General features: G+C 65.3%; 19 protein-coding genes and 1 tRNA gene. 9 read left to right on the plus strand and 11 right to left on the minus strand.

Features of this window, described 5'->3' with window-relative positions; translation table 11 throughout:
- The first annotated feature begins 366 nt into the window (after positions 1-366).
- Positions 367-1,098, plus strand: a complete 732-nt coding sequence (locus QM797_RS13270) for a DUF8548 family protein (protein ID WP_283276074.1) — start codon at positions 367-369, stop codon at positions 1,096-1,098.
- Here QM797_RS13270 and QM797_RS13275 read toward each other — a convergent pair.
- Positions 1,065-1,853 (minus strand): TetR/AcrR family transcriptional regulator, encoded by a 789-nt coding sequence (locus QM797_RS13275; protein WP_283276075.1) that lies wholly within the window; start codon positions 1,851-1,853, stop codon positions 1,065-1,067. The two genes, QM797_RS13270 and QM797_RS13275, sit on opposite strands and share 34 nt — an antisense overlap.
- Before the next feature lie 83 nt (positions 1,854-1,936).
- Between QM797_RS13275 and QM797_RS13280 the strand changes: the two genes are divergently transcribed.
- The 3 genes from QM797_RS13280 to QM797_RS13290 all read left to right on the plus strand — a co-directional run bounded on the left by QM797_RS13280 (position 1,937) and on the right by QM797_RS13290 (position 2,960).
- Positions 1,937-2,018: transfer RNA gene (locus QM797_RS13280), tRNA-Leu, on the plus strand.
- A 190-nt stretch (positions 2,019-2,208) separates the two neighbouring features.
- Positions 2,209-2,610, plus strand: coding sequence for a transcriptional regulator (locus QM797_RS13285; RefSeq protein ID WP_283276076.1), 402 nt, complete (start codon positions 2,209-2,211; stop codon positions 2,608-2,610).
- Positions 2,607-2,960, plus strand: a complete 354-nt coding sequence (locus tag QM797_RS13290) for a DUF3817 domain-containing protein (protein ID WP_283276077.1) — start codon at positions 2,607-2,609, stop codon at positions 2,958-2,960. The genes QM797_RS13285 and QM797_RS13290 overlap by 4 nt, the downstream gene beginning before the upstream one ends.
- Positions 2,961-2,962: 2 nt before the next feature.
- On the opposite strand, the gene QM797_RS13295 is transcribed toward QM797_RS13290, so the two are convergent.
- The 8 genes from QM797_RS13295 to clpS all read right to left on the minus strand — a co-directional run bounded on the left by QM797_RS13295 (position 2,963) and on the right by clpS (position 8,814).
- Positions 2,963-3,772: an esterase/lipase family protein gene (locus QM797_RS13295; RefSeq protein ID WP_283276078.1), complete on the minus strand. Its 810-nt coding sequence runs from the start codon at positions 3,770-3,772 to the stop codon at positions 2,963-2,965.
- A 3-nt stretch (positions 3,773-3,775) separates the two neighbouring features.
- Positions 3,776-4,390, minus strand: a complete 615-nt coding sequence (gene rdgB / locus QM797_RS13300; RefSeq protein ID WP_283276079.1) for an RdgB/HAM1 family non-canonical purine NTP pyrophosphatase — start codon at positions 4,388-4,390, stop codon at positions 3,776-3,778.
- Positions 4,383-5,168: a ribonuclease PH gene (gene rph, locus QM797_RS13305; RefSeq protein ID WP_032375961.1), complete on the minus strand. Its 786-nt coding sequence runs from the start codon at positions 5,166-5,168 to the stop codon at positions 4,383-4,385. The genes rdgB and rph overlap by 8 nt, the downstream gene beginning before the upstream one ends.
- 21 nt (positions 5,169-5,189) lie before the next feature.
- The gene (locus QM797_RS13310) at positions 5,190-5,948 is read right to left on the minus strand and encodes a cyclic nucleotide-degrading phosphodiesterase (RefSeq protein WP_283276080.1); all 759 of its coding nucleotides are present in this window, start codon (positions 5,946-5,948) and stop codon (positions 5,190-5,192) included.
- A 106-nt stretch (positions 5,949-6,054) separates the two neighbouring features.
- Entirely contained in the window at positions 6,055-6,642 is a 588-nt protein-coding gene (locus QM797_RS13315; protein ID WP_502942339.1) for a rhomboid family intramembrane serine protease, read from the minus strand.
- Between the two features lie 107 nt (positions 6,643-6,749).
- The gene (locus QM797_RS13320; RefSeq protein WP_283276082.1) at positions 6,750-7,835 is read right to left on the minus strand and encodes a P1 family peptidase; all 1,086 of its coding nucleotides are present in this window, start codon (positions 7,833-7,835) and stop codon (positions 6,750-6,752) included.
- A 9-nt stretch (positions 7,836-7,844) separates the two neighbouring features.
- Positions 7,845-8,414 carry an oxidative stress transcriptional regulator AosR gene (gene aosR, locus QM797_RS13325; RefSeq protein WP_283276083.1) on the minus strand — a complete coding sequence of 190 codons (570 nt, stop codon included), beginning with the start codon at positions 8,412-8,414 and terminating at the stop codon, positions 7,845-7,847.
- A 40-nt stretch (positions 8,415-8,454) separates the two neighbouring features.
- Positions 8,455-8,814 (minus strand): ATP-dependent Clp protease adapter ClpS, encoded by a 360-nt coding sequence (clpS, locus tag QM797_RS13330; protein WP_170944785.1) that lies wholly within the window; start codon positions 8,812-8,814, stop codon positions 8,455-8,457.
- A 150-nt stretch (positions 8,815-8,964) separates the two neighbouring features.
- Between clpS and QM797_RS13335 the strand changes: the two genes are divergently transcribed.
- Entirely contained in the window at positions 8,965-10,221 is a 1,257-nt protein-coding gene (locus QM797_RS13335; protein WP_283276112.1) for a nicotinate phosphoribosyltransferase, read from the plus strand.
- A 50-nt stretch (positions 10,222-10,271) separates the two neighbouring features.
- Positions 10,272-12,320, plus strand: coding sequence for an ATP-dependent DNA helicase (locus QM797_RS13340; protein WP_283276084.1), 2,049 nt, complete (start codon positions 10,272-10,274; stop codon positions 12,318-12,320).
- 11 nt (positions 12,321-12,331) lie between these two features.
- Here QM797_RS13340 and glgP read toward each other — a convergent pair whose 3' ends face one another.
- The gene (glgP, locus tag QM797_RS13345) at positions 12,332-14,854 is read right to left on the minus strand and encodes an alpha-glucan family phosphorylase (RefSeq protein ID WP_283276085.1); all 2,523 of its coding nucleotides are present in this window, start codon (positions 14,852-14,854) and stop codon (positions 12,332-12,334) included.
- Positions 14,855-15,058: 204 nt separating this feature from the next.
- On the opposite strand from glgP, the gene QM797_RS13350 reads away from it, so the two are divergent.
- Genes QM797_RS13350 through QM797_RS13360 form a run of 3 tightly spaced genes read left to right on the plus strand, consistent with a single transcriptional unit; the run spans position 15,059 to position 20,727 of the window.
- Positions 15,059-17,065 (plus strand): alpha-1,4-glucan--maltose-1-phosphate maltosyltransferase, encoded by a 2,007-nt coding sequence (locus QM797_RS13350; protein WP_283276086.1) that lies wholly within the window; start codon positions 15,059-15,061, stop codon positions 17,063-17,065.
- A gap of 11 nt (positions 17,066-17,076) precedes the next feature.
- Complete coding sequence (gene glgB, locus QM797_RS13355; protein ID WP_283276087.1) at positions 17,077-19,278, plus strand: 1,4-alpha-glucan branching protein GlgB; 2,202 nt, start codon at positions 17,077-17,079, stop codon at positions 19,276-19,278.
- A complete protein-coding gene (locus tag QM797_RS13360) occupies positions 19,279-20,727 on the plus strand; it encodes a neutral zinc metallopeptidase (protein ID WP_283276088.1) in 1,449 nt (482 codons plus the stop codon).
- A gap of 7 nt (positions 20,728-20,734) precedes the next feature.
- On the opposite strand, the gene QM797_RS13365 is transcribed toward QM797_RS13360, so the two are convergent.
- Positions 20,735-21,622, minus strand: a complete 888-nt coding sequence (locus tag QM797_RS13365; RefSeq protein ID WP_283276113.1) for a tetratricopeptide repeat protein — start codon at positions 21,620-21,622, stop codon at positions 20,735-20,737.
- Positions 21,623-21,674 lie beyond the last annotated feature (52 nt).

Here is a 21,674-nt window from a genome sequence, read left to right on the forward strand (position 1 = left end):
TGGGCTTTCGCGGCAGAAGCAGTGAGCCGGTCGTCGTCGACAGGTCTCTCCGCGCTGCTCAAGATTGACACAAAATCATGAGGAAATCCTCAGGTTTGCTCGGACGTCCGAGTGCTACCAGCGAGTACGCCCCTTCGAGCGGCATTACTTTTTGTTTACCCAACTCGTCGGTAACCCACATTCACGCTGGCGAGAGGATCGCCTCGGTGCGCAGAACATGAGGAAACCCTCGTATTTTTCGTTATCTTTTCGTGATGTGATCTCGAGCACGGACAAGCTCTGGCCAGCCCTGTCGGTGGGGTCCTCTAACTTCGACACTCGAACCACTCCTCGCGAGGGTGGTCGACAGAATTCGGGGGGGAATTCATGTATTCATCGGTAACAGACATCTGCACGCCGAACGAACTCGACGCAGTATTGCTGCACATCGAATCGGTTGCGTCACAATCACGTTCGCCGCACTGGACACCCGGATGGCGCGGCGAGAGCGAGGTCGCGTTGCTCGATGCACTTTTCTCCGCCCGAGCCCCGTACGGCGGACCGACCAGCGGGGTCCGCGCAGTGATCGCGCGATGGCGATCGCATCGTGGCGATAACCGACTCGACGACTTGACAACCCTCGCAGAACTGACCTCGGATCCGGATGCGCTCGTCGAGATTCTGTCCAACCGTCAGTTCGTTCCGGGCAACAGTCGAACCAAGGCGGCAGCTGCAGCCGTGGCGGCACAAGCGTTGATCTCGGTGGGGTTGAGCTGCTCGGCCGATTTCGAGCAGCACACGAGAGAACAATTCGATGCGTTCCGCGCGATCCCTGGCCTCGGCGAGACCACCTGGGAGTGCATGCTCATGCATCTCGGGGTGCGCACCGACAAGGCGACCGCACATCGGAACTCGTTCGTCGCCGACGCACTCGAGCCCCTCCACCAGAACCTCGCCGCTGGAATCGCCGAGGACCGCTCCCCCGTGATCCTCATAGCGGCAGCGAACGCACTCGGCACCGACCTCGCCTCGCTCGAGCATGCAGTGTGGCGATACCAGCACAAATCACGCAGGGCGAAACGGCGTCACTCCGAAGCGGAACTGCGGTCGGCAGGCTGACAGCGAGACATCAGCGCCTCCACACCGTCGAGAATGCACTCCAACCCGAACCGGTAGGCGTGCACCGGGTCGCTGGCGGCGTCGTACGACGCCGCCGCGGCCGTTCCGACCCGAGACGACACCGGAAAACGTTCACGGTCCATCACCCGTTCGAGGATCGGAGCAGTAGCCGACCACCACTGGGCGTCGGTCATTCCCGACTGCTCCTTCACCCGCGCGACTCCGGCGAGGGCACGCGCTGTACCGGAGACGTGCGTGAGTACGAGCGTGAGCACGGAGTCGATCTCGATGTCGGTCAACCCGGTCTCTACCAAGGGGCGTAGTTCGGCCTCGTACTTGTGATTGGTGTGCGGACCCAACACCGGCCGCGCCCCCTCTGTCTCCAGTAGCCACGAATGCCGTTGATACAGAGACCAATTGCGCTCGGCGACGAACCGCAGCGCAGGGCGCCACCCACCGGCAACAGAGGACGGCTCGTCGACATGCGAGTAGAGGCCGGCGAGGGATCGGTCGATCATCAGATCCGCCAACTCCTCTCGCCCCGGAACGTGGGTGTAGAGCGACATTGCGCCGACCCCGAGATGCTCGGCCACATTGCGCATCGACACGTACTCGAGGCCGTGCGCGTCCGCCAGCTCGATGGCGGCGTCGACGATCGCGTCCACGCTCAGCCCTGTTCGGCTCGGCTTCGCCCCCACTCGCCACAGCAACTCTAGGATGCGTGCTGGGTCGAACGAGTTCTCCTTCTTCACCACCGGGCGAGCCTAATCGGAGGTCGGCCTGGCTCGAAGAACCGCGTCGCGGGTGCCGGCGGACCGGTAGTAGACTTCACCGGCACGCGCGAGTGGCGGAATTGGCAGACGCGCTGGATTTAGGTTCCAGTGTCTCAGGACGTGGGGGTTCAAGTCCCCCCTCGCGCACAACGGTCGTTCGGCCCGGCTTTCTCGAGACTCCCAGATTTGCAAGATCCGACATGTGAAGAGCACCTCGCGGCAGCGCGGGCGAGTCGACGTCGATCGTAGGAAGACCCAGGCCGATCATGGTGAGAATCACCGCGGGCGCGCACCACGCGACTACCTCCGGTAGTAGCTCCTCCGGTACCGTCGAAGCGTGACCACCTCCCGCCCGAACCGTCGACCTGCGTTGATCGCGCTGGTCGTGGTGGCAGCGGCGGTCTGTCTCGGCCTCGGCTGGTGGCAGTGGGAACGCTTCGAGTCTGTCGGTGGCAACGGCCAGAACCTGGGGTACGCGTTTCAGTGGCCCTTGTTCGCCGCGTTCGTTGTGTACGCCTACCGCAAGTTCGTCCGTCTCGAGGACGAGGATCCGGACGAAGTGGCAGCCGCGCGACCCGACGGTCCCACCGAGGTGCCCCTCGACCTGCTTCCCCAACGTCATGCCCCGGCGGCTGACATGAGCGATCTCGACGATCCCGAGGCCCGGCAACTACTCGAATACAACAGCTACCTCGCGGAGCTGAACGAATCCCGCGGGACCGACAGGAGCACCACGTGAGTTCGGCACCGGAGAAGTCGCAGGCATCTGCGAACAAGACTCAGAAGATCGCATCCGCGTTGCTGCGTTACCGCGTTCTGGCCTACGTGACCGGAGTCTGGCTGTTGGTTCTAGTGGCAGAAATGATCGCCAAGTACATCCTGAAGATCGAGAACCTCCCGACGTGGATCCCTGTCGTGCACGGATGGGTCTACATCGTCTACCTCGTGCTGACAGTCGATCTCGCGATCAAGGTGCGGTGGCCTGCCGCCCGGACCATAGGAACACTGCTCGCAGGAACCGTCCCGTTCCTGTCGTTCTACATCGAGCACAAGCGCACCAAGCAGGTAAAAGCCGACTTCGCCGTCTGACGTCAGCAGCTGATCGGCAGCGCGTTCTCCGGATCCAGTGCGTTCTGCACCAACCGCTGGGCGAGCGGATCGTAGGAGATCCCTGTGTGCTCGACGACGTTGGCCGGGCATACGTCCTGCAACACCACGTTGGTGTTTCCTGCACCGGTCAGTAGCGACGCGGTGTACGGAACGACGATCTGGTCGTAGCGGGTGACGATCGTCGTGTACTTGATCCCCGTAACGGTGTCGCTCCCCTCGTTCAGTCTCTGCAGCACGTCGTCCTGCACGGGCGGGCCCGCAGTCGGATAGTTCGGCGGCGACAACGCGACAATCCGTGCCACCGTGCGATCCCCACCGAGGAAGCGCGTGTAGTAGCGAGGCACCGTGCCCCCCTTCGAGTGGCCAACGATCGACACCTTCTCGGCTCCTGTTGCCGCGAGGACGGAATCGACGAACGTCGACAGTTCCGCAGCGCTCTCGGGGATGGACTCGAGCGCTCCGAGCGCCGGTACAGGCCCGGTGTTGCCGTAGTCGATCGCGAACACGCAGTACCCGGCCTCGGCCAACTTCGGCGACAAGGACGCCCAGTTGTCGTACGAGTTCTCCAGGAAACCGTGCACCAGCACCACCGGTTCCGGGTGCTGCGCACTGGGGACGCACGTGTAATCGTTCGAGCCCGGAGGCGTCACGCCCGGGTGCGCGATCGAATATGCGAAAGCCTCGGCGAACGAGCCTGCCGTAGGTGTGGCCGAGGCCGGGATACCCGTCAGAAACGCCGTGGCGGCGGCGAGCGCAATCGACGTACGCCCCAGCACTGCGCGCGTCCGCACGAGCTACCGCCCCGTCAGTTCTTCGAGCGCGGGAACAAGTTTGCGTAGTGCGCGGCCACGATGGGAGGCCGCGTCCTTCTCGTCCGGGCTCAGCTGCGCTGCACTGCGGCCGTCGCCCTCGGGAACGAAGATCGGGTCATAGCCGAAACCGTTCTCTCCCATGGGCTCTCGCCCCACCACGCCCCGCCATTCCCCGCGGACCACGGTCTCGCTGCCGCCCGGCAGCACCAACGCGCATGCCGACACGAATGCCGCCCCGCGGCGCTCGTCGGGCATGTCCGTCAACTGCGCCAGCACCAGCGCGGTGTTGGCCTCGTCCTGCCCGTGAGTACCCGACCAGCGCGCCGACAGCACCCCGGGCATCGCGTTGAGTGCATCGATCTCGATTCCGGAATCGTCTGCAACACAAGGCAATCCGGTGGCCGCCGCTCCGTCGCGAGCCTTCGCGAGCGCATTCTCCTCGAAGGTCGCTCCGGTCTCGGGTGCCTCGGGAAAGGGAGGCACCTCGTCGAGACCGATCAACTCGATACCGACGAGGCCGGCAGCGTCGAGAACCCGCCGCAGTTCACGCAGCTTCTTCGCGTTGCGACTCGCGACCAGGAGCTTGGTGTCAGGCACCGAATTTCTTCTTCGATCCCGCGGCGGCCGGCTCGGGCAGATCGCCCGGGTACGGCAACGCCAGAGCTTCCTTCTGAACCTCGAACAACTTCTCGATGCCGACGAACGCGGAGTCGAGCAACTTGTCGAGTGTGGTGCGTGGGAAGGTCGCGCCTTCTCCGGTTCCCTGGATCTCCACCAGGGTGCCGGTGTCGGTGGCGACCACGTTCATGTCGACCTCGGCGCGCGAATCCTCTTCGTACGGCAGATCGAGACGCACCCGTCCGTCGACGACGCCGACGCTGACCGCGGCAATCATGCACGAAATCGGCTGCGGATCGGCCAGGCGTCCCGCTGCCCGCAGGTAGGTGACGGCGTCGTTGAGCGCTACGAACGCTCCGGTGACGGCAGCAGTTCGGGTGCCGCCGTCCGCCTGGAGTACATCGCAGTCGAGTGCGATGGTGTTCTCGCCGATGGCGGCCAGATCGATGCAAGCACGCAGCGAACGTCCGACCAAGCGAGAGATTTCCTGGGTGCGCCCGCCGACCTTGCCCTTGACGGACTCGCGGCCGTTGCGGGTATGCGTCGCGGCCGGAAGCATCGCGTATTCGGCGGTGAGCCAACCGAGGCCGGATCCCTTTCGCCAACGCGGCACGCCCTCCTCGACGCTGGCCGTGCACATCACCCTGGTGTTGCCGAACTCGACCAGCACCGACCCTGCCGGATGGCTGGTGAATCCACGGGTGATCTTGATGTTGCGGAGCTCGTCGTCCGCCCTGCCGTCTTCTCGTCTGGACACGACTCGAAGCCTAGCGCGTCCTCAGACGGTGAATACGTCCCCCGGAAGAACGGCATGCACCGGTCCACTGAACTCCGCTTTGGCCTCGGCAATGACGTCCTCGCGAGACGTCCACGGCGGAATGTGGGTGAGCAGCAATTCTCCGACCCCGGCCTCGCGAGCGATTCGGCCGGCCTCGGTTCCGGACAGATGCACGCCCTCGGGTCGCTCGGGACTGTCGGTCCACGATGCCTCGCACAGGAACACATCGGCTCCATGCGCCAGATCCCGCACCGCCTGACACATTCCCGTATCGCCGCTGTATGTGAAGGTGCGGCCCTGCCCGGTGGTGATCCGCATGCCGTACGACTCCGGCGGATGGAACACTTGCCGCGTCAGAATCGACAACTTGCCGAACTCCACGGTGCGGCCGTCCACCCAGCGTCGCAAGTCGATCGTGTCGGACATATCGTCGATCTGCCCACCGCACTCGGCCGAGGCAACACCGAGCCGAAACGCCGTGTCCTTTGGCCCGTACACGATCGCGCGACCCTCCGGCGGGTTCGGATGATAGCGACGCCACACCAGCAGACCTGGAACATCGAGGCAGTGATCGGCGTGCAGATGCGAGAGCAGAACACTCACATCCCCCGGGTCGGCGAAACGCTGCAACGCCCCGAGCACGCCGGGACCGAAGTCGAGAACGACCGGAGCGGTCTCCTCTTCTTCCAGCAAGTAGCCCGACGCGGGTGAATCGGGTCCGGACACGCTGCCCGAACATCCCAGGACGGTAATTCGCATGAAAGCCATGCTGCCACGCCGAGAGCATCACCAGAAACGTTCGGGCAGTATTCACAGCGCGAGTCGGCGAAATTCACCACCGAAGGCTGCTGTGTCCGCAGCTACCTCATGGTCGGAGAGTGGGCCGATCGAGAGCCTTCACGCGAGCGCGATCGGCGCGCGCATCGGCTGACAACAGTCGAGCCGCGATCACTCCGCCCACCGCACCGAACAGATGTCCCTGCCATGAGATGTTCGGATCACTCGGAAGCACGCCCCACAGGGCGCTGCCGTACAGCACGAACACCACCACACCGATCGCGAGTTGCCCCAGCTTGCGCGTGAAGAAGCCGCGCACCAACAGGTATGCGATGAACCCGAAGATCAGAATCGACGCACCGATCGTGTTCGTGTACGAGCCAGCGGTGAGCCAGGTACCGAAGCCGCCGACCACCCAGATGATCCCGGTGGCAGCCAGCCCACGCGCCAGTCCGGAGAGCAACACCAGAAACCCGAGCACGAGGATCGGGACGGTGTTCGCGATCAGATGCTGCCAATCGTCGTGCAGCACGGGTGCGAACAGAATGCCCCACAAACCCTCGACCGAGCGGGCCTGGATCCCGTTGCGTTCGAGCCTCGACCCGCTCGCGACATCGATGATCTCGATGATCCACAGCAGGGCGGTGAATGCTCCGACGAAGACGGCGGCTTGCATCCAGACCGGCCGCTCACGCTCGCCGGGAAGCTTGTCGATATCACTCATGATCGCCTCCAAACTCGGTTCCTCCACGGTACCGCTCGAGGACGGGTCGAGACCTGCCCTCAGGCGCGCGACGCGGCGAACGCCGACGGGAATATCTGACGGTAGGTAGGGATGCCGGCCACCGAGGTGGCGTCGAGCAGAGCACGCACGATGGCCCGCTCGACGACGATCGCCGCGGCTTCGGTGACCGCCGCCAGCACCGGCAGCTCCGCCGAGACCGCGGCCGGGACCGAGGACTCGGTAGTGACGGCTCTGGTGCCCGTGGACACGGCAAAGATCGTGTCGCCGTCGAGGGGCGAGTGCGCAGGCCGGATGGCCCGAGCAAGACCGTCGTGACCCGCGACGGCAATTCTCTTGCACGACGCCGACGACAGTGTCGCGTCGGTGGCAACCACACCGATCGTGGTGTTCAGGGCAGTGCCCTTGGGTTCGAGCGCCAGTGCGGTCCACAACTCGTCGACGTCGGGCTTGCGCATGCCGAACGCTGCGGGCCCGAGTGTGCCGGTGCCCCACAACGATCCGGTGCGGGGGTCGAACACCGCACCCACCGGATTGGCGACCATCAGCGCCGCGACCGTGACCCCGTCGGCCGGACCGCCCTCGATCACCGTGCTCGCGGTGCCCACGCCGCCCTTGAGTACTCCGGCTCGAGCACCGACTCCTGCCCCGACCGATCCCGTCGCGAATTCGGTCGCCGCTGCTGCCGACGCGAGATAGCCGAACTCCGCCGTCGGACGCGCCGTCCAATCACCGACCGGAAGATCGAAGATCACCGCGGCCGGCACGATCGGAACGACGTGATCGGGGCTGCCCATCGGAATGCCCTGACCGTGCTCTTCCAGCCATCGCATGACGCCGTCTGCGGCCGCGAGCCCGTATGCACTGCCCGCGGTCAGCAGGATCGCGTTGACGTGCTGCACGGAATGGCTCGGGTCGAGCAGATCGGTCTCGCGCGTTCCCGGCCCGCCGCCGCGGACGTCGACTGAGGCCGTCGCTCCGCCGAGCGCGCGCACCACGGTGGCACCGGTGGCCGAACCGGATCCCATCGTGGCGTCGTCGTCGAGTTCGTGATGGTGACCGACCAGAAGACCTGCCACGTCGGTCAGGGAGTCCCGTGGTCCGGGCTCGGAGAAGGCTGCGGTCACGCGCGCGTCCTAGGGAATGAGGACCTGTACGAGTGAATCCTGCATCCAGGTCAGCCAGTGGTACACATCGAGATGCGGAGCGCGAGGATCACCCTCGTCGAGGACATCCGGTGTGTCCGCACTGATCCCCAGCGTCGTGCCGAGCGCCAGCCTCACGTCGTTGAGGCCGGTCAACCATGCATCCGCTTGCTCCTGGGTCAGCACGATCTTGCCACCGGACTCGGGAAGCGTGGCCAGGATCATCGATCCGGCCGCCAATTTCTCGTCGATGATCTCGGGCTCGTGGAGGCCACGCAGAGCGCCGTTGAGGTCGGTCGGATCCTCCTCGTCGTGGCTGGGATCGGCGCGGTGGAAGTCCGGAAGCAGCCGTGCCAGCGCGGCATCGTCGGGCGGAGTGTTGTGGCCGGTACGCAGACCGGTCAGCGCGGCGAGCTCGTCGTTGGGTGCGTCGGCGGATCGGTCGCGCAGCAGTCCCAGTACCGAGCCGACGAGAGACCGAAGCACTGCCGCCTCACGCGCGTCGATCTCGGATTTGATCTTGACCCCGGACAGCGAATTCCGTCTCGTCCACGTGCGCACTGTTGCTGATGTCCTTCTCTGACGTAGAGGTGGTGAGCTACTACTTGTCCTGCTGCATCGTGGCCCACAGACCAGCCGCGTGCAGGCGTCGAACATCGTTTTCCATCGCGTCGCGCTCACCGCTCGACACGACGGCTTTGCCCTCGGAGTGCACCTGCATCATCAGCTCGGTGGCCTTGGCCTTGCTGTAACCGAAGAGCTTCTGGAACACGTAGGTCACGTAGTGCATCAGGTTGACCGGGTCGTCCCACACGATCGTCACCCATGGAGTGTCGTGTGACTCGTCGGCCGCAACGGCCTCGGTCTGGGCCGGAACCGCTTGCGGTGACGCGGCGACAACATCACCTGCCGAGACGCCGTCCACGGGCAGAAGCGTTCCATCCACCGTCAACCAAGGCATGTCCACAGGGTACGGCGTGTCGGGCCAGCGTCACACGCTCGCCCCTGCGCTCGTAGTGTAGGCGAGGTGAGCAACGACGCGACCACAGATCACGCGATTTTCACCGACGACGTCAGTACCGCGCTGCTGACCGATCAGTACGAGTACACGATGCTCTCGGCCGCTCTGTCCAGCGGTAACGCAGATCGTGTCTGCAGCTTCGAGGTCTTCGCGCGAAGGCTGCCGGCGGGCCGCCGGTACGGAGTTCTCGCGGGCACCGGCCGCGTGCTCGACGCCATCGCGCGCTTTCGTTTCGGCCCGGACGAGCTACGTATCGTGGCCGAATTTCTCGATGCCGACACCGTCGAATGGCTGCGCAACTACCGGTTCACCGGCGATATCGACGGCTATCGCGAGGGGGAGCTGTACTTTCCCGGTTCCCCTGTGCTGACCGTCCGAGGAACCTTCGCCGAGTGCGTCGTCCTCGAGACCCTGGTGCTGTCCATCCTCAATCACGACAGTGCGATCGCATCGGCGGCAGCACGGATGGTGGCGTCCGCGAAGTCCAGGCCGATCATCGAGATGGGATCGCGTCGCACCCACGAGGAAGCGGCCGTCGCCGCATCGCGGGCGGCGTACCTCGCCGGGTTCACCGCGACGTCCAATCTCGAAGCCGTCCGCCGGCACGGCGTTCCCGGCGCCGGCACGTCGGCTCATGCGTTCACCCTGCTGCACACCACCGTCGACGGCCCGGACGAAAGGTCCGCATTCGCGGCGCAGGTGCGAGCACTCGGCGTGAGCACCACTCTGCTCGTCGACACCTACGACATCACCCAGGGCGTCGCCAACGCCATCGAGGTGGCCGGGCCCGAACTCGGCGGGGTACGCATCGACTCCGGCGACCTCGGAGTACTCGCGCGGCAGGTTCGCGACCAGCTGGACGCTCTGGGTGCGCCGAAGACCAAGATCGTGGTCTCGGGCGACCTCGACGAGTACGCCATCGCCGCGCTGCGGGCCGAACCGGTCGACTCCTACGGCGTCGGCACGTCGCTGGTCACCGGTTCCGGTGCCCCGACGGCGGGCATGGTCTACAAGCTGGTCACGGTCGACGGCATCCCTGTCGCCAAGCGCAGCAGTCACAAGGAATCGCGCGGGGGCACCAAGGCCGCGGTGCGGACGGCACGCAGCACCGGCACCGCCGTCGAGGAGATCGTGCACCCGTTCGACGCTCCTCCGACCGTCGGCGACGATGTGACGGTGGAGACGTTGACCACGCCGTTGGTCCGCGGCGGCGAGCGCGTCACCGGCCTGCCGACGCTGGCCGACGGCCGTGAACTACTGGCTCGACGGTTGGTCAGCCTCCCGTGGGAGGGCCTGAAATTGTCTCAGGGCGAACCGGCGATACCCACCCGCTTCGTCGAAGGCTAGGGGCAGTGTCGATGCCGAACCCGGTGAGCAATCGGCAGTAGTCTTCTTCGGTGCCGCCCCAGACCGAGTTGCCAACCGTTCCCGCTCTACTGCAGGTCGCGGTGCACTCACTGGGCGGCAAGGAACGTAGCAATCAGCTGACGATGGCCTCGGCGGTGGCACACTCGATCGATACCGGTGAGCATCTCGCGGTGCAGGCCGGCACCGGTACCGGAAAGTCCCTCGCCTACCTGGTCCCCAGCATCAGGCACGCGGTCGAATCCGGCAAGACCGTCATCGTTTCCACGGCCACCATCGCGTTGCAGCGGCAGTTGGTCGACCGCGACCTGCCGCGCCTGTCCGACGCGCTGACCGAGGCACTGGGTCGGCGGCCGAAGTTCGCGATCCTCAAGGGCCGCAACAACTACTTGTGCATGAACAAGATCCACACCGGTGCCGCGCAGGAAGCACCCGATGCGGAACTGTTCGACCCGTTCGCGGTCTCGCGTATGGGCCGCGAGGTGGTACGGCTGACCAAGTGGTCGTCCGAGACCGAGACGGGCGACCGCGACGACGTGGTGCCCGGAGTCAGCGATCAGGCCTGGCGTCAGGTCAGCGTCACTGCGCGCGAATGCCTGGGCAAGTCCCGTTGCCCCGTCGGCGAGGACTGCTTCGCCGAGCGCGCCCGCACCGAGGCTGCCCAGGTCGACGTCGTGGTGACCAATCACGCCCTGCTCGCGATCGACGCGATCACCGGCATCCAGATCCTGCCCGAGCACGACGTCGTGGTCGTCGACGAGGCTCACGAACTGGTCGACCGAGTGACGGGCGTTGCAACAGAGGAACTTTCGGCGGCAACCGTCACCGCTGCCGCTCGCCGGAGTGCGAAGTTGATCGAAGAAGAGACGGTGGACCAACTCGAAGGTGCAGCCGAGAACTGGGCCGCGATTCTCGACGAGCTACCCCCGAGTCGCTGGCAATCTCTGCCCGACGGCGTCGGGCCGGCCCTCGCCTCCATTCGCGACGCCGCCTGGGCAGTACGCACCGCGATCGGCCCCAACAAGCAGGGCATGGCGGGCAGCGACCCCGAGGCCGCCGCGGCCCGCAGCGCCGCACTCGTCGCGGTCGACGAGGTGCACGACAGCGCCGTTCGAGTTCTCACGGCCTTCGACGAACCCGATCCGGCCAAACGCAGGGACGTCGTCTGGCACGCCGTCGACGATTTCCGCGGCAACGTCAAACGCACGGTCCGTATCGCCCCGCTCTCGGTCGGCGGTCTGTTGCGAGCGCGACTCTTCGCCGAGTCCACCGTGGTCCTGACGTCGGCAACCTTGACCGTCGGCGGGTCGTTCGACGGGTTGGCCGTCAACTGGGGTCTGCCTGCGGAGACGCCGTCTCGCAGCGACACCGCCATGGCCTCGGGAGTGGAACCGCCGTCCTATACCGGGTCGATCCGCTGGAACTCGCTCGACGTCGGGTCGCCGTTCGATCATGCCCGCGCCGGCATCATGTACATCGCCAAGCATCTTTCACCACCCGGACGCGACGGGCTCTCCAAGTCCTATCTCGACGAAATCGAGTCTCTGGTCAGCGCAGCCGGAGGACGGACACTCGGACTCTTCTCGTCGATGCGTGCAGCCAAGGCGGCCGCTGAGGAGATGCGCGAACGTCTCGACACGCCGATCCTGTGCCAGGGCGACGACTCCACCGGTGCACTGGTGCAGAAGTTCGCCGACGACGAGGCCACCTCGTTGTTCGGGACACTGTCGCTGTGGCAGGGAGTCGACGTGCCGGGCCCGTCGCTCAGTCTGGTGATTCTGGACCGTATTCCGTTCCCCCGGCCCGACGATCCACTACTCGTAGCCCGCCAACAGGCCGTCGAATCCCGGGGCGGCAACGGGTTTCTCGCCGTCGCCGCCAACCATGCCGCCCTGCTGCTCGCGCAGGGCGTAGGTCGACTGCTCCGCAGCGTGGACGACAAAGGTGTTGTCGCCGTTCTCGATTCACGTCTGGCCACTGCCCGCTACGGCGGTTACCTCCGAGCCTCGTTGCCTCCGTTCTGGGAGACCTCGGACCCGGAGGTGGTGCGCAAGGCGCTCACCCGTCTGGCAGGAAAATAGTTCTACTACCGCTACGGAGTCGATACCAAACCGAGCTCGGCATCCGAGGCCAGGCCGTCGTGATGCGGCAGCACCCGCACTGTGTATCCCACTGCGCCGCTGTGCGGCAGCGTGCTCTCGCCGGCATAGACGTGCTCGCCGCCCTCCGTACCCACATGGGTCATGGGCGTCGCCGCGATGTCGGTGAGGTTCTCCTCGTCATCGGCGCGACCGACCACCGCCTGCACCACGACGTCCGCCGCGTCCAAGCCGCCGAGGTCGACGTTCGCGCGCAGCGACAGTTCCGCACCGATCACCGGCGTGTCCGGTAACCCTTCGCTGTCGACGCGGGTGACTTTGACTGCACTCCAAGCCTGTTCGACGCGGCGACGGTACGACGCCACGTCCGTGGCACCGCGGTGACCGTCCGCCGACGCCGCGCGAGCGGACTCGGCAGCCGGCGCGTAGTAGCCGAGCGTGTAGTCCTGAACCATTCTCGACGCCAACACCTTCGGGCCCAGCTGCTCGAGGGTGTGCCGCACCATTTCGATCCATCGACTGGGCACGCCGTCCTCGCCGCGGTCGTAGAACTTGGGCAAAACAGCCTGTTCGAGCAGCTCGTACAGAGCAGCTGCTTCGAGATCGTCCCGTCGATTGTCGTCGGTGACACCATCGGCCGTCGGGATGGCCCAGCCGTTCTCGCCGTCGTACATCTCGTCCCACCAGCCGTCGCGGATCGAGAGGTTGAGGCCGCCGTTGAGTGCCGATTTCATGCCCGAGGTGCCGCACGCTTCGAGCGGTCGCAGCGGATTGTTCAGCCATACATCGCATCCCCAGTACAGGAAGCGCGCCATGGACATGTCGTAGTCGGGCAGGAACACGATGCGATGCCGCACGTCGGCTTGATCAGCGAACTTGACGATCTGCTGAATGAGCGCCTTTCCGCCGTCGTCGGCGGGATGCGATTTGCCTGCGACCACGAGTTGGACAGGTCGTTCCGGGTCCAGCAACATCGCCCGCAGTCGCTCGGGTTCGCGCAGCATCAGAGTCAGTCGCTTGTACGTCGGGACGCGACGAGCGAACCCGACGGTCAGCACGTTTGGGTCGAAAACATTTGCAGTCCAACTGATCTCGGCTTGCGTGGAACCGCGTTCGAGTGCCGATCGCCGCACTCGGCGGCGTACCTCGTCCACCAACTGCGCACGCAGGGAGTTACGTGTGGACCACACGCGCTCCGAGGACATCTCCCCCTCCTGTGCCCATTCCCGAGCAGACCACGTCGGGGCATGGACGCCGTTGGTGACCGATCCGATCGGCACCTCGGACGCATCGAATCCCGGCCACAGACCGTTGAACATCTCGCGGCTGACGATGCCGTGGAGTTTCGATACACCGTTGGCTCGTTGACCGAGTCGCAATCCCATGTGCGCCATGTTGAACACGGAGGCATCGCTCTCGCCGCCGAGGTCGAGAATTCGGTCCATCGGCAGCCCCGGCAGCAACGCGGAATCCGGGCCGCCATCCTCGCTGCCGAAATAGTGCCGAACGAGATCGGCAGGGAATCGGTCGATTCCTGCCGGGACCGGGGTGTGAGTGGTGAAGACGGTGCCTGCCCGCACGGCAGCCAGAGCCGAGTCGAAGTCGAGTGCGCCCGTGGTGACCAGCTCCCGGATGCGTTCGACACCGAGGAAGCCTGCATGGCCCTCGTTCATGTGGAACACCTCGGGGTCGGGCAGTCCGTGTGCGCGGGTGTAGGCCCGGATCGCTCGTACTCCGCCGATACCCGCAAGGATCTCCTGCTTGATGCGGTGATCCTGGTCGCCGCCGTACAACCGGTCGGTCACCCCGCGCAGCTCGGGGTCGTTGTCGGCAATGTCGGAGTCGAGCAACAACAGTGGGACGCGTCCCACCTGGGCGACCCACACACGCGCCCGCAGAACGCGAGATCCCGGCATCGACACGTGGATCAGCACCGGAGAATCGCCGTCGTCGGTGAGCAACCGCAGCGGCAGACCGTGCGGGTCGAGGGACGGATAGCGCTCGGCCTGCCACCCGTCGGCGGTCAGCGACTGCCGGAAGTACCCCGAGCGGTAGAGCAACCCGACGCCTATCAACGGCAGGCCCAGGTCCGAGGCTTCCTTGAGGTGGTCACCGGCCAAGATGCCGAGCCCGCCGGAATAGTTCGGCAGCACTTCGGTGACGCCGAACTCCATGGAGAAATACCCGATGCCCGACGGCAGAGCCCGCCCCTTCGACACCTCGTTCTGGTACCAGAGCGGGCGGGCGAGGTAGTCGTGCAGATCCGCCTCGACCGCGTCCAACTCGGCCAGAAATCTCTCGTCGGCCGCGAGTTCCTCCAGCCGCGCGGGTGCGACGGCTCCCAGTACGGCCACCGGATCGCGCTCGAGTTCGGTCCACAGCAGTGGATCGACGTGCTCGAACAGATCCTGGGTCGCCGAGTGCCACGACCACCTGAGGTTTGTCGAGAGCTCGGCGAGGGCATTCAAGCGGGCGGGTAGGTGGGCTCGGACGGTGAATCGGCGCAAAGCTTTCACAGAATCGAACCCTACCTACGGACACCTGTGTCGATGGGCGGCTCGGCGAAATTCGAGCTGCCGCGCTCTCCGCGGGCAGTATGCGTCGGCGCACGCGCCATCTGCGCTGCTGCATTACGGTTGACGAGTAGAAGCACACCAGTATCGGTTCGATCAGAGGTTGCGCCCGCGCAGCCATACCTCTAGCGAAGAATGGAGTGTGAAGTGACAGGTCGACTTGGTATCGACAATGTCCTTCCAGATACGACGACCGGAAAGTACCCCGCGAAAGCCGTGGTGGGCGAGACCTTTCCAGTCTCCGCCGACGTGTGGCGCGAGGGTCACGACGCGGTTGCCGCGACGCTGTCGGTGCGCGGACCAGGAGGCAAACTCGAACGCATCCCGATGACGCCGGGCCGCGAACCCGACACGTTCGACGCGGTCTTCGTCCCCTCTCGGCCGGGTTACTGGATCTGCCGCATCGAAGCGTGGAGTGATCCGATCGCCACTTGGCGGCACGCCGTGGAAGCCAAGCTCGGAGTGGGCCAGAGCGCGCACGAACTTGCGAACGATCTGGAGATCGGGGCGCGGCTGTTCCTGCGCGCCGCCACCGGTGTTCCTGCCGAGAGCAGGCAACTGCTGGCCGACGTCGCCGCCGCGCTGCGCGACACCGACCGCCCACTGCCTGCCCGAGTGTCCTCTGCGTTCGCGTCGTCGGTCGCCGAACTGCTGTTCGCGCACCCGCTGCGCGAGCTGGTGACCCGCTCGCGCGCGGTCAACATCTGGGTCGATCGCAATCTCGCTCTCAACGGTGCCTGGTACGAGTTCTTCCCTCGATCGACCGGCGGATGGAACGAGGATGGATCGCCGAGGCACGGCACATTCGCCACGTCGATCGAGCAGCTCCCCCGCGTCGCGCGGATGGGATTCGACATCGTCTATCTGCCGCCGATCCACCCGATCGGCACCATCAACCGCAAGGGTCCGAACAACTCGTTGACTCCGGGCCCCGAAGACGTCGGGTCGCCGTGGGCGATCGGATCCAAGGACGGCGGGCACGACGCCATCCATCCCGAATTGGGAACCGAGGACGACTTCCGTGCCTTCGTCGCTGCCTCGCAGGAGCACGGCCTCGAAGTGGCGCTCGATCTCGCCCTCCAGGCTGCTCCCGATCACCCTTGGGCAGCAACGCATTCCGAGTGGTTCACCGTGTTGCCGGACGGCACGATCGCGTACGCCGAGAACCCTCCGAAGAAGTATCAGGACATCTACCCCGTCAACTTCGACAACGACCGGCGCGGGATCTACGAAGAGGTACTACGCGTGGTCCGGTATTGGATCTCGCTGGGGGTCAAGGTCTTCCGAGTCGACAACCCGCACACCAAGCCACCGGACTTCTGGGAATGGCTCATCGCCGAGGTCAAGAAGACCGACCCGGACGTACTGTTCCTCGCCGAGGCCTTCACCCGTCCGGTTCGCATGTACGGGCTGGCGCAGCGCGGTTTCACTCAGTCGTACACCTACTTCACCTGGCGTACCGCCAAGTGGGAACTGACCGAGTTCGCCGAGGAACATGCCCGACGCGCCGACGATGCGCGGCCCAACCTGTTCGTCAACACCCCGGACATCCTGCACGAGAGCCTGCAGCACGGTGGGCCCGGAATGTTCGCTCTCCGGGCAGCTCTCGCGGCGACGATGGCCCCCACCTGGGGTGTCTACTCCGGTTACGAGCTGTTCGAGCATCAGGCCGTGCGTGAGGGCAGCGAGGAGTACCTGGACTCGGAGAAGTACCAGTTGCGGCCGCGTGATTTCGAGGGTGCGCTCGCCCGAGGCGAGTCGCTCGAGCCCTGGATCACCACGCTGAACGCGATTCGGCGTGCGCATCCGGCGCTGCAGCAGCTTCGCAACATCCACTTCCACACCATCGACAACGAAGCGCTGATCGGGTACTCGAAGTTCGACCCGCAGACCGGCGACTCCATTCTTGTGGTGATCAACCTCAACCCGTTCGGAGCCGAGGAAGGCACAATCCACCTGGATATGCCTGCCCTTGGCCACGACTGGCAGGACACCCTCACGATCAAGGACGAGGTGAGCGGCGTTCACTACGACTGGGGCCACACCAATTTCGTCCGACTCGAGCCCTGGACGTCGGTGGCGCACATCTTCACGCTCCCCCACATTCCCTACCCGGCACGAATCGAACTGGCCTACCGCGGCAACCGAAAGTGAGTGGATTCAACGTGACCAAGAATCCGACGACGCCCGAAGACACCGTCGCAGCCCCGTCCGACAACGATCTCGAGCTCATCGCTGCGGGTCGGCACTACAACCCGCATTCCGTTCTCGGTGCCCATCCGGTACCCGGCGGCACGGCCATCCGAGCACTCAAGCCCGACGCCGAGAAGGTCGTCGCCCGAGTCGGCGGTGTCGACCACGAGCTGACTCACGTCGCGCACGGACTCTTCTCGGCGCTGCTTCCGTTCGAGGACCTGATCGACTATCGGCTCGTCGTGACGTGGCCCGGCGGGCACGTCTCGGAATCCGCTGACGGATACCGGTTCCTACCCACTCTCGGTGAGCTCGATCTACACCTGTTCGGTGAGGGTCGGCACGAGCGGCTGTGGGACATCCTCGGCGCGCATCAGCAGTCGTATGCAACGCCGGACGGTCCAGTGGTCGGCACTTCGTTCGCAGTGTGGGCCCCCGCAGCGCAGGGCGTCACACTCGTAGGTGACTTCGACGGCTGGACCGGCCGCAGCTGGCCCATGCGGGTACTGGGCTCGACCGGTGTGTGGGAGCTGTTCGTGCCAGACATCGCACCGGGTGCGCTGTACAAGTTCCGCGTGAACGGTGCCGACGGTTCGGTCAAGGACAAGGCAGACCCGATGGCCTTCGCCACCGAGATTCCGCCGTCGACCGCATCGGTCGTCACCACGTCGTCGTACACATGGAACGACGAGTCCTGGCTCGACACCAGGGCCGAAATCGAGCCCACGCAGGCACCGATGAGTGTCTACGAGATCCACCTGGCGTCCTGGCGACCGGGCCTGGGTTACCGCGAACTAGCCGAGCAATTGGCCGAGTACATCACCGAAACCGGCTTCACCCACGTCGAGCTTCTCCCGGTCGCCGAGCACCCCTTCGGCGGGTCGTGGGGCTACCAGGTGACGTCCTACTACGCACCCACATCACGGTTCGGCAGCCCCGACGATTTCCGCTACTTCGTCGACCACCTGCACAGCGCCGGAATCGGCGTCATCGTCGACTGGGTTCCCGCCCACTTCCCGAAGGACGAATGGGCCCTGGCCCAGTTCGACGGCGGCCCGCTCTACGAACACGGTGACCCGCAGCGAGGTGAACAACTCGACTGGGGCACATTGGTTTTCGACTTCGGCCGCCGAGAGGTGCGCAACTTCCTCGTAGCGAACGCCCTGTACTGGATCGACGAGTTCCACATCGACGGCCTCCGTGTCGACGCCGTGGCATCGATGCTGTACCTGGACTACTCCCGCCCCGAGGGCGGTTGGTCTCCGAACATCTACGGCGGCCGGGAGAATCTCGAGGCCGTCACCTTCCTGCAAGAGATGAACGCGACGGTGCACAAGAAGCACCGCGGCGTCGTCACCGTGGCCGAGGAGTCGACGGCGTGGCCCGGTGTCACCCGCCCGACGAACGTCGGCGGACTCGGCTTCAACATGAAGTGGAACATGGGCTGGATGCACGACACCCTGGGCTTCCTCGGGCGTGATCCGATCCATCGCAGCTACCACCACCACGAGATCACCTTCTCCCTCGTCTATGCGTGGAGCGAGAACTACCTGCTCCCGATCAGCCACGACGAGGTGGTGCACGGCAAGGGGACGCTGTGGACTCGGATGCCCGGTGACGACTACACCAAGGCAGCAGGGCTGCGCGGAATGCTCGCCTATATGTGGGCGCACCCGGGCAAGCAACTGCTGTTCATGGGCCAGGAGTTCGGCCAGACCCGTGAGTGGTCCGAGGAACGCGGCCTCGACTGGTACCAGATCGACGAGGAGCCCCTACACAACGGCGTCAAATCCCTTGTCTCCGATCTGAACTCGACGTACAAGTCGCATCCGGCTCTGTGGACACTCGACACCTCGCCGAGCGGGTATTCGTGGATCGACGCCAACGACACCGAGAACAACGTGCTGAGCTTTCTGCGGTACGGGTCCGATGGTTCGGTCATCGCGTGTATTTTCAACTTCTCCGGTTCCGAGCACGGCAGCTATCGTGTGGGACTACCGGAACCCGGCCGTTGGATCGAGATCCTGAACACCGATGCAACGCAATACGGCGGCTCCGGAATGGGCAACCTGGGTGAAGTGACGGCAACATCGCACTCGTGGCACGGTCGACCGGCGTCAGGCCAGGTTGCACTTCCCGCCAACGGGGCGATCTGGATAAAACTGGAGCGATAGATGAGTGGCGGCCGCACACCCCGACTACTGGCCGCGGCCGCCACTGCAGGACTCCTCCTCCTCGCCTCGTGCGCGCAGACCGTCGGCGGCAACGCCGTGTCCATCTACGAGAACCCGTTCACCGTCGCCGGACTGCCGGTCACGAGCGGACCGAGCGGGCCGCGCCCGGGTGTCCCCGATTCGACGATCGAGGTCGAGAACGCCGAGGGCACCGACTCCGACATCCTCGCCACCAACGCGATCGACGACATTCAACAGTTCTGGTCCCAGCAGTACCCGGCCCTCTTCAAGGGCTCGTTCACGCCGATCTCGAACGTGGTCTCGTGGGACGCGTCCGAGGACGAGGGATCCGGCGTCAGGTTCTGCGGTGACCGAACCGGTGGTATCCCCAATGCCGCGTATTGCACGCGCGACGACTCGATCGGGTGGGATCGCACGATTCTGCTTCCTGCTCTGGTCGACGCATTCGGACCGATGTCGGTGGTGATGGTTATCGCCCACGAATACGGTCACGCCATCCAGCATCAATCGGGACTCGTCGGTGACGACACTCCGACGATTGTCGCCGAGCAACAGGCAGACTGTTTTGCCGGCGCGTTCATTCGCCATGTCGCAGAGGGCGATTCGCCGCACTTCACCATCAATACCTCCGACGGACTCAACGGCGTTCTCGCCGCGACCGTCGCCGTGCGCGATGTCGATCCCAACGATCCGGAATCGGTGCACGGCTCTGCCTTCGAGCGCGTCACGGCTGTGCAGATCGGCTTCACCGACGGTGCCGGGGCCTGCACGAGCATCGACGAGGCCGAAATCGACTCGCGTCGAGCATCGTTGCCGCAGACTTTCGATGACCCCGACGACTCGGGTGAACTACCGGTTACCGAGGACTCCCTCGGCGCGTTCACTCGATCCTTCGAGCAGGTACTGCCCGTCACAGATCCCCCGGCCGTCGACTACACCGGATCGGACGTCGGATGCTCCGACGCCGAAGCCACTGCGCCGGTGTCGTACTGCCCCTCGACCAATACCATCGGCGTCGACGTCGAGGACCTGGCCGAGCGGGGACAGCCCGAGACCCCGCAGCGTGGAGACATCTTGCCGCTCAACGTGTCCGGTGATTACGGCGCCTACGTGCTGTTCGCCTCTCGCTACACGCTCGCGGTGCAGAAGGAAGCGGGCCAGACCCTCGACGACCCGCAGACCGCTCTGCGTTCGGCGTGCCTGTCCGGGGTCATCACCTCGGCGATGAGCGCCGAGAACGGTTCGACGGGCCTCGAAGTCATTCTTTCCCCCGGCGATCTCGACGAGGCGGTGTCGGGCCTACTCAGCGACGGACTCGCAGCCAGCGACGTCAACGGAACGACGCTGCCATCCGGATTTTCCCGAGTCGACGCCTTCCGCTCGGGAGTTCTCGGCGGCAAGGAGCTGTGCGATTCGCGCTACAGCTGAGCGTCGTCTAATACAGAGCGGAAGCCAGCTTGCGCCGTGCAGAGACCACCAATGGATCGGCTGGGTCGAACAACTCGAACAATTCGAGCAACCGGGTGCGCAGTGCGGTCCGGTCGTCGCCCGCGCTGATCTTGATGCCGTCGATCAACCGGGCGAACGCCTGTTCCGGTTCCTGACCGGCCATCTCGGCGTCCGCAGCCTCGATCCGGGCCTGGATGTTGGTGGGATCCGCGTCGGCGGTCTCGATGGCGTCCGGTGCCACGTTCTGCACCCGAGCCAAGAACTTGACTTGACGCAGCGCCGCGACGGCGTCGGTGTTCTTCGGTTCGGCGTCGATGATCGCCTCATACGCAGCCGCGGCCTTGTCGAAGTCGCCCTCGTCGATGGCTTCCTCGGCAGCGACGATTCTGGGGTCCTCGATCTCGGGTTCCGGTTCTGCAGCAGTCGCCCCGGGAGGCCCGGTGAGCTTTCCCGCAGTCGCCTGCTCGACGGCCTGTAGCCACTGACGAAGTTGCTCGTCCGACTGCGTTCCTTGGAAGTCGGCCAGCGGCTGACCGGCTGCAACGGCAACCACCGTCGGAATCGCTTGCACACCGAACGCCTGCGCGATCTGAGGATTGGAATCGACGTCGACGCGGGCCAGCACCCACGCGCCGCCTGCCTCGACGGCCATTTGACCGAGCTGTCGCGTCAACGACTGCGATTGCGGGGAGCGGGCCGAACCGAGATCGACGATCACCGGGACCTGAGTGGATCGCTGCAGAACCTCGGCCTCGAACGTCGCCGCGGTCACGTCCACGATCGGTGCCAGTCCCCCGGCTTCACCGGCGGGCTCGGCCGCGGGAGCAGGTGCCGGACGGTCCTTGAGAACGGATAGGTCTACAGCACCGGCAATCGAGGCGGGAACGACAGCTGACGGGCGGACGGGAGGACGGGAACCGGGTCGA

This window comes from Rhodococcus sp. IEGM 1381 (assembly GCF_030056795.1).
Classification (GTDB): domain Bacteria; phylum Actinomycetota; class Actinomycetes; order Mycobacteriales; family Mycobacteriaceae; genus Rhodococcoides.